The 6336-nt window shown below is 64.9% G+C and carries 6 protein-coding genes and 1 pseudogene; 6 read left to right on the forward strand and 1 reads right to left on the reverse strand.

Annotation, left to right across the window (positions count from 1 at the left end; translation table 11 throughout):
• Nucleotides 1-178: 178 nt before the first annotated feature.
• The 4 genes from A2J02_RS00005 (at nucleotide 179) to A2J02_RS00020 (ending at nucleotide 4347) form a co-directional block, all read left to right on the forward strand.
• Nucleotides 179-1477, forward strand: coding sequence for a YhgE/Pip domain-containing protein (locus A2J02_RS00005; RefSeq protein WP_411742150.1), 1299 nt, complete (start codon nucleotides 179-181; stop codon nucleotides 1475-1477).
• Between the two features lie 19 nt (nucleotides 1478-1496).
• A complete protein-coding gene (locus tag A2J02_RS00010) occupies nucleotides 1497-2240 on the forward strand; it encodes a CPBP family intramembrane glutamic endopeptidase (RefSeq protein ID WP_068044995.1) in 744 nt (247 codons plus the stop codon).
• A gap of 5 nt (nucleotides 2241-2245) precedes the next feature.
• Nucleotides 2246-2821, forward strand: a complete 576-nt coding sequence (locus A2J02_RS00015) for a DinB family protein (protein WP_068044998.1) — start codon at nucleotides 2246-2248, stop codon at nucleotides 2819-2821.
• 140 nt (nucleotides 2822-2961) lie between these two features.
• Nucleotides 2962-4347 carry an HNH endonuclease signature motif containing protein gene (locus tag A2J02_RS00020; protein ID WP_068045000.1) on the forward strand — a complete coding sequence of 462 codons (1386 nt, stop codon included), beginning with the start codon at nucleotides 2962-2964 and terminating at the stop codon, nucleotides 4345-4347.
• A 72-nt stretch (nucleotides 4348-4419) separates the two neighbouring features.
• Here A2J02_RS00020 and A2J02_RS27515 read toward each other — a convergent pair whose 3' ends face one another.
• Nucleotides 4420-5031, reverse strand: a complete 612-nt coding sequence (locus A2J02_RS27515) for a hypothetical protein (RefSeq protein WP_156516016.1) — start codon at nucleotides 5029-5031, stop codon at nucleotides 4420-4422.
• Nucleotides 5032-5158: 127 nt separating this feature from the next.
• Between A2J02_RS27515 and A2J02_RS00030 the strand changes: the two genes are divergently transcribed.
• Complete coding sequence (locus tag A2J02_RS00030; RefSeq protein WP_068045007.1) at nucleotides 5159-5842, forward strand: response regulator transcription factor; 684 nt, start codon at nucleotides 5159-5161, stop codon at nucleotides 5840-5842.
• Nucleotides 5839-6336: pseudogene (locus A2J02_RS00035) on the forward strand (two-component sensor histidine kinase); the annotation flags it as partial. The gene A2J02_RS00030 and the pseudogene A2J02_RS00035, both read left to right, overlap by 4 nt.

Raw genomic sequence — 6336 nt, forward strand, 5'->3', positions numbered from 1 at the left:
TCACCATCCCGGCAACAGGAAGCGGTGGCACACACGACGGTGCGTGCCACCGCTTCACCATGCCGTCGTTGACAGGCCGACCTCCATATGAGGAGCGGCTGCGCCGCACGTGCGCGTTTACTCGTAGCCTGCTACGAATAAACGCGCACGTGGGGGCCGGACTTGCGACACTGATCCGGTGACCTCCGACAGAACTCCTCGGTCGATGGCCGACGTCCTTCGTTCGCCGCGTTTCTGGCTCGCGCCCATCCTGGTGGTGTCGGCACTGATGTCGTTCCTCGCCGCGCTGTACCTGGGCGGTGTGCTCGATCCCAGGAACAATCTGCACGACCTCCCCATCGCGATCGTGAACCAGGACGAGGGCGACACCCTCGCAGGCGAGCAGCGCAACATCGGCAACGACATCGTCGAGGGTCTGCTGCAGAACGTCGATTCGGAGAAGGTCGACTTCCGGGAAGTCGGTCCGGCGCAAGCACAATCACTGCTGTCGACGGCAGAGGCCTACGGGTCCATCGTCATCCCGAGCGATTTCACCAAGAGGATGGGAATTCTCGCGCAGGCGAGTGTGATTCCCGGGGACGTCGAGAAGCCGATCATCACGGTCTACACCAACCCACGGGCCGGCAGTTTCGGGATGTCGCTCGTGACCGGAGTGGCGTCACCTGCATTCGAGTCGGTCAATGAAACTGTGGGACAACAGATCACCGAACAGGTGCGCCAGCAGCTCGGCGATACTCAGCTCGCCGGTGCGAGTGCCCTCACCCTCGCACAACCGATCGATGTGATCGTTGCCCAATACGATCCTCTGCCCGACGGCACCGGCGGTGGCTTGTCCGCCTTCTACTACGCGCTCTTGCTCGTCCTGGCCGGCTTCACCGGAGCGACCATCGTCAGCGCACTCGTCGACGGACTACTCGGGTTCACACCCACGGAGATCGGTCCCAAGTACATCCACCGCGGACCGACCCTGATCAACCGCTTCCAGACGCTGCTCGTGAAATGGCTCGTGATGGTCGTTCTCGCCATGCTGGTGTCTGCCCTGTATCTGCTGATCAGCCATCTGCTCGGCATGCCGATCACCCATGCATGGACCCTGTGGACGTACGGCGCGTTCGCGATCACCGCGGTGGGCATCACGGCGTTGGCGGTGATGTCTGCGTTCGGCACGGCCGGATTGCTGATCAATCTGATCGTGTTCATCATCCTGGCGTTGCCGTCATCGGGCGGCACCATCCCCCTCGAAGCGAGTCCGCCGATCTTCACCTGGCTCGCGCAGTTCGAGCCGATGCATCAGATCTTCCTCGGCACCCGCTCGATCCTGTATTTCAACGCCTCGCTCGACGCAGGCCTGCAGCACTCGGTGGGCATGACGTCTCTCGGGCTGCTCATCGGACTCGTGTTCGGCGTGGTGTTCACCCGCATCTACGACGGCAAAGGCCTCGACCGAAGCCTCGATTCATCGGTCACTCACAGCTGACGCCAGTACACTCGATCCAATGCTTGCTGTGAATCCAGCCGGGAGCGTGGCACCCCGACGCACCTTCCACGCCTACCTCGACGTCGCCATCGTCGTCCTCGTACTCGTGGGCACCAACCTCATCGCGCACTTCACGACGGTGTGGGCCAGTATCGCGACGGTTCCGATCGCCGCTGTCCTGCTGGTCGTCCTGGCGAACCGACGCGGTCTGGGATGGGCCGAACTGGGACTGTCTCCGAAGCAGTGGAGGACCGGATCCCTGTACGCACTCGGAGCCGTCGGGGTCGTCCTCACTGTCGTCGCGATCGGCGCGTTGCTGCCACTGACCCGCCCGTTCTTCATGGCCGATCGATACGCAACCGTCTCCGCCGCCATCGTCGCATCGATGATCGTCATCCCCCTGCAGACCGTCATCCCGGAAGAGCTCGCGTTCCGCGGGGTGCTGCACGGCACCTTGGGCCGCATCTATGGGGCTCGGGGTGTGTTCGCTGCAGGGTCTCTGCTGTTCGGTCTGTGGCATATCGCGTCCTCGCTGGGACTGACGGCGGGCAACGTCGGGCTGAGCGGTTTTCTCGGCGGCGGGCTGTTCGGGCAGATCGTCGGCATAGCGCTGGCCGTGGTGGCGACTGCGGCGGCGGGTGTCGTGTTCACGTGGCTGCGTAGTCGTAGCGGCAGTTTGATCGCGCCCATCGCCCTGCACTGGTCGTTGAACGGACTCGGTGCGCTGGCTGCCGCTCTCGTCTGGCACGCGTCGGTGAGCTGAACGGCATGAAGGACGAGCTGCACCAGTATCTGCGGATCGCCCGCGAGAACATGCTGTGGAAGCTCGACGGCCTCACCGAATACCAGAGACGGCGGCCGATGACACCGACCGGTACGAACCTGTTGGGTTTGATCAAGCACCTGGCGATCGTCGAATACGGCTACTTCGGCCCCACCTTCGGACGTGAGTTTCCAGCTCGGTTCGGGGAACTGGAGGCAGCGGCCACGGCCCGCCTGAACTCCGATATGTGGGCCGCGGCCGACGAATCGACCGAATCCATTGTCGCCCTGTACCGCGAGGCCTGGAAGCACGCAGACAGGACCATCGAGACGAACGACCTCGACACCGTCGGACGCGTCCTGCACTGGCCCGTCGAGAAGCAGGAAGTAACCCTGCACCGCGTGCTCGTGCACCTCGTGGCCGAAACCAACCGGCACGCTGGGCATGCGGACATAGTGCGCGAACTCATCGACAACTCCGTAGGCCTACGACTCGGCAACGAGAACATGACCGACGGCAACGAAGCCTGGTGGGCCGCATATCGAGCCGAGCTGGAAACCGTTGCCAAAGAAGCTGACTGAGCGCATCGCCTGACGTCAGGTTCCACCAACGCCTATCACACGCCTCCGACAGGTTCCGGATCTCGAATCCTTATGCAGGGCAATAGTTTTCGATTGCACTACGGTTGTCAGTCGAACGCGCGTTCGATACACTGGCTTCCATGACCACGGAGATCTGGCAACTGAGCGAGAGCGAACTGCTCGCCGAATCTGCCGCGGTCTCCCACCGAATCCAGCTGTTGGAAGCCCGCCGGATCGCTCTCGTCGCCGAGATCGACACCCGCGTCAGCCGGGAGAAACTCGGATTCCCCGGACCCGCCGGATGGCTGACCTCCACCACCCTGCTCTCACCGTCCAAAGCCACCAAGATCGTCGCTCTCGCCCGCGGCATGGCTGCATTTCCCGACATCGCCGCCGCCGTCAACACCGGTGTCATGACCGTCGATCACGCCGCCCTGATCCTCACCTTCGCCGAAACCCCACCGGAAAACCTCCCGGAAGAGGGTCGCAATATGGCCCGCGCCGCCTTGATCAAATCTGCGACAGGACCCGACGCACGCACCGGCCGCATCCGAGCAGCGATCACCAGACTCGAAGACAGCTTCGGCACCAAGAAACCACCCGCCGAGAACACCGACCGCAACGAACTCTTCGCCTCCACAACCCTCAACGGGCGGCTGGTGTTGAAAGGTGATTTCGATGCTGTCACCGGAGAAAAGCTGCTCACCGCACTCTCCCCGTTGACCGAACCCCACCCCGCCGCCGACGGAACCCAAGACGATCGCAGCCCCGCCAAGCGCAGAGCCGACGCCTTCGGACACATCCTCGACCAATACCTCGCCTCCAGCGATCGCCCCATCGAAGGCGGTGAACGCCCGCACCTGAACCTGCACATCAGCCTGCGCGATCTCACCGACCTCCAGAACTGCGGCGGCGACGACGACATCACCGACGACGAAACCTCACGCGCAGCAGCCGAATCCGACACCGACACAGCAGATCCCGTCGACATCAACACCGGCGCACCGATGCAAGCCGACACAGCAGACGCGTCCGACACGCCCTCGGCCGCTGATCGTGGCGCGTATCGCGACTTGTTCGGCGATGGCACTTCGGTCGGGTGGCTGCCGTGGATGGGACCGCTCTCCCGCAACACCTCCCGCCAACTGGCCTGCGACTGTGTTCTCACTGCGATCGTGATGGACGAGAACGGCAACCCACTCAACCTCGCCCGCACCGCCCGCACCGTCACCGCGAAACAGCGCAGAGCTCTCACCGCCCGCGATCACGGCTGCGCGTTCCCCGGCTGCGGAAAACCCGCCGCCTGGACCGAAGGACACCACATCTGGCACTGGGGCGACGGCGGACCCACCGACATGAACAACCTCGTCCTACTCTGCGGATTCCACCACCGCCTCATCCACCACTCCGATTGGGAAGTGTTCATCGGCACCGACAACCACCCCTGGTTCGTACCGCCAGCAACCGTCGACCCGTATCGAGAACCCAGACCATCACACGCCCGAGCAGGCCCCCACATCGCCTGAACCGAGCACACCGTCCACACAACGACACCAGCCCCGCACCGAGAACACGGTGCGGGGCTGGAAGAGGTTGATTCAGGAAGCGGGTGCTGCGGGCGGCGCGGGAGGCGTCGCACCATCAGCCGGAGCCGGGGGTGCAGGCGCAGTCGCATCGTCTCCCTCAGCACCCGGAGTCGGCGGAGCAGGCGGCGTCGAACCATCAGCCGGAGCAGGCGGCGTCGCACCGTCTTCCGGTGCGCACAGGGCACCCGGCCCACCCTTACCCGGCCCACCCGGACCGGGGCCGCCCTCTCCCGGTCCACCCTTGCCCGGACCACCCGCGGGCGGAGCAGGCGGAGTTTCGCCATCACCCGGGGCAGGCGGGGTAGCACCGTCGGACGGGGTGGGAGCCGTCGATCCGTCACCGGAGTCCGGAGCGGCCGGCACCGAAGGTACATCCAACCCGCCACCGCCGTCGGTCCGCTCCCCGAGCGTCGACGACGACGCGACCGTGGACACTCCGGGCGAGACGTCCGGCCCGGTGGCAGCAAAGACTGCCGATGCGACAAGCGCCCCTACTGCGAGTCCCGCGGCCGCTGTTGCCACCAGTGGCACACGGCCCTTCCATCGCTTCGGCTCGTTCTGCTGGGGAGCAGCGGGCTCGGCCGGGTTCGATGCCGCCGGGATCGGCTGGGTCTGATCGTTCACGTTCACTCCTTGTTCGGACTGTCTCGTTCGTTTCGTTCTGTCACCGACCCTGCCGCCGCTAGCTGAAGTCACCCTGAAGCCGCGCGTATCTTCAGGATCACTTCAGCTGGTGAGTGACAATCGAGGAATGACATACAGTTCCGCTCCCCGGGTGATGGTGGTGGAGGACTCGCTGCCCATCCGGGAAGCGCTGGTGGCCGCATTCGAGGACGCGGGATTCACCGCCGCGTCCTTGCCCGACGGCGACGGCTTCGAAACCACGATGGCAGGCTTCCGCCCGGACGTGGTGATCCTCGACGTCATGCTGCCCGGTGCGCGGGACGGGTTCGCGCTCATCGACGTCGTCCGCCAGAGCAGTGATGCGGGGATCATCATGGTCACCGCGAAGGACCAGCTGCAGGACCGACTGCGCGGTTTGAGCGACGGTGCCGACGACTACGTGGTCAAGCCGTTTCAACTCGACGAGGTGGTTGCCCGAGCGCGATCGGTGCTGCGTAGACGCGGCAGATCCTCGGACGCGATTCAAGTGGGCGATCTACTGGTCGACGAATCCGCCGGCGTCGTCACTCGCGCCGGTCAGGTGCTCGACCTGACGGCGACCGAACTCCGGCTGGCAACCTTCCTCGTCGCGCAACGCGGTCGTACCGTCTCGAAAACGTCCATCCTCGAATCGGTGTGGGGCTACGGCGCGTACGACGCCAACCTGGTGGAAGTCCACATCAGTGCGTTGCGTCGCAAGATGGAGACCCATGGCCCGCGGTTGATCCACACTGTCCGTGGCCTCGGTTATGCACTGCGAGCGCCGCAGTGAATCACACGCCGACGCCCTCGTTGCGCAAGCGCGTGGTCGCCACCGTCGTCGTACTGTTCGCGGTTCTGCTCGTCGTGGTGGGTTCTTCGGTGGATGTCGTTCTGGGACAGCAGCTCCGCCGTGATCTCGATGCGCGACTGACCGATCGAGCGGACCGCGCAGTCGAACTGGTCGAGAGCGGCGTCGGCTCCGAGGATCTGGTGCAGGCGTTGCAGGGCGATGCCATTCGAGTTCGGGTCACCACGTCCGACGGCACGGTCTACGGTGTGCCGGGCGGCGAGGCCCGATCTCGGGACGACAGACCCGGGCCGGCCACACCGCCTCCTGGCCCCTCCGACGCTCCCGCTCCCCCTGGTCCGCCCAATCCCCCTGCCCCACCCTCGGATTCACTGGAGATCACCGAGCCACTACCGGACGGATCAACGCTCTCGCTGCTGGGTGACACCACGGCCATCGCCGATGTTCGGCAGCAACTGCGACTTCTCATGGTGGTC

The organism is Rhodococcus sp. EPR-147 (assembly GCF_001647185.1).
Classification (GTDB): Bacteria; Actinomycetota; Actinomycetes; order Mycobacteriales; family Mycobacteriaceae; genus Rhodococcoides.

Bases quoted from the DNA above. Each gene is read 5' to 3' on its own strand.
- A2J02_RS00015 (WP_068044998.1), top strand. From the start codon at position 2,246: ATGAAGGACGAGCTGCACCAGTATCTGCGGATCGCCCGCGAGAACATG.
- A2J02_RS00020 (WP_068045000.1), top strand. From the start codon at position 2,962: ATGACCACGGAGATCTGGCAACTGAGCGAGAGCGAACTGCTCGCCGAA.
- A2J02_RS00030 (WP_068045007.1), top strand. From the start codon at position 5,159: ATGACATACAGTTCCGCTCCCCGGGTGATGGTGGTGGAGGACTCGCTG.
- A2J02_RS00010 (WP_068044995.1), top strand. From the start codon at position 1,497: ATGCTTGCTGTGAATCCAGCCGGGAGCGTGGCACCCCGACGCACCTTC.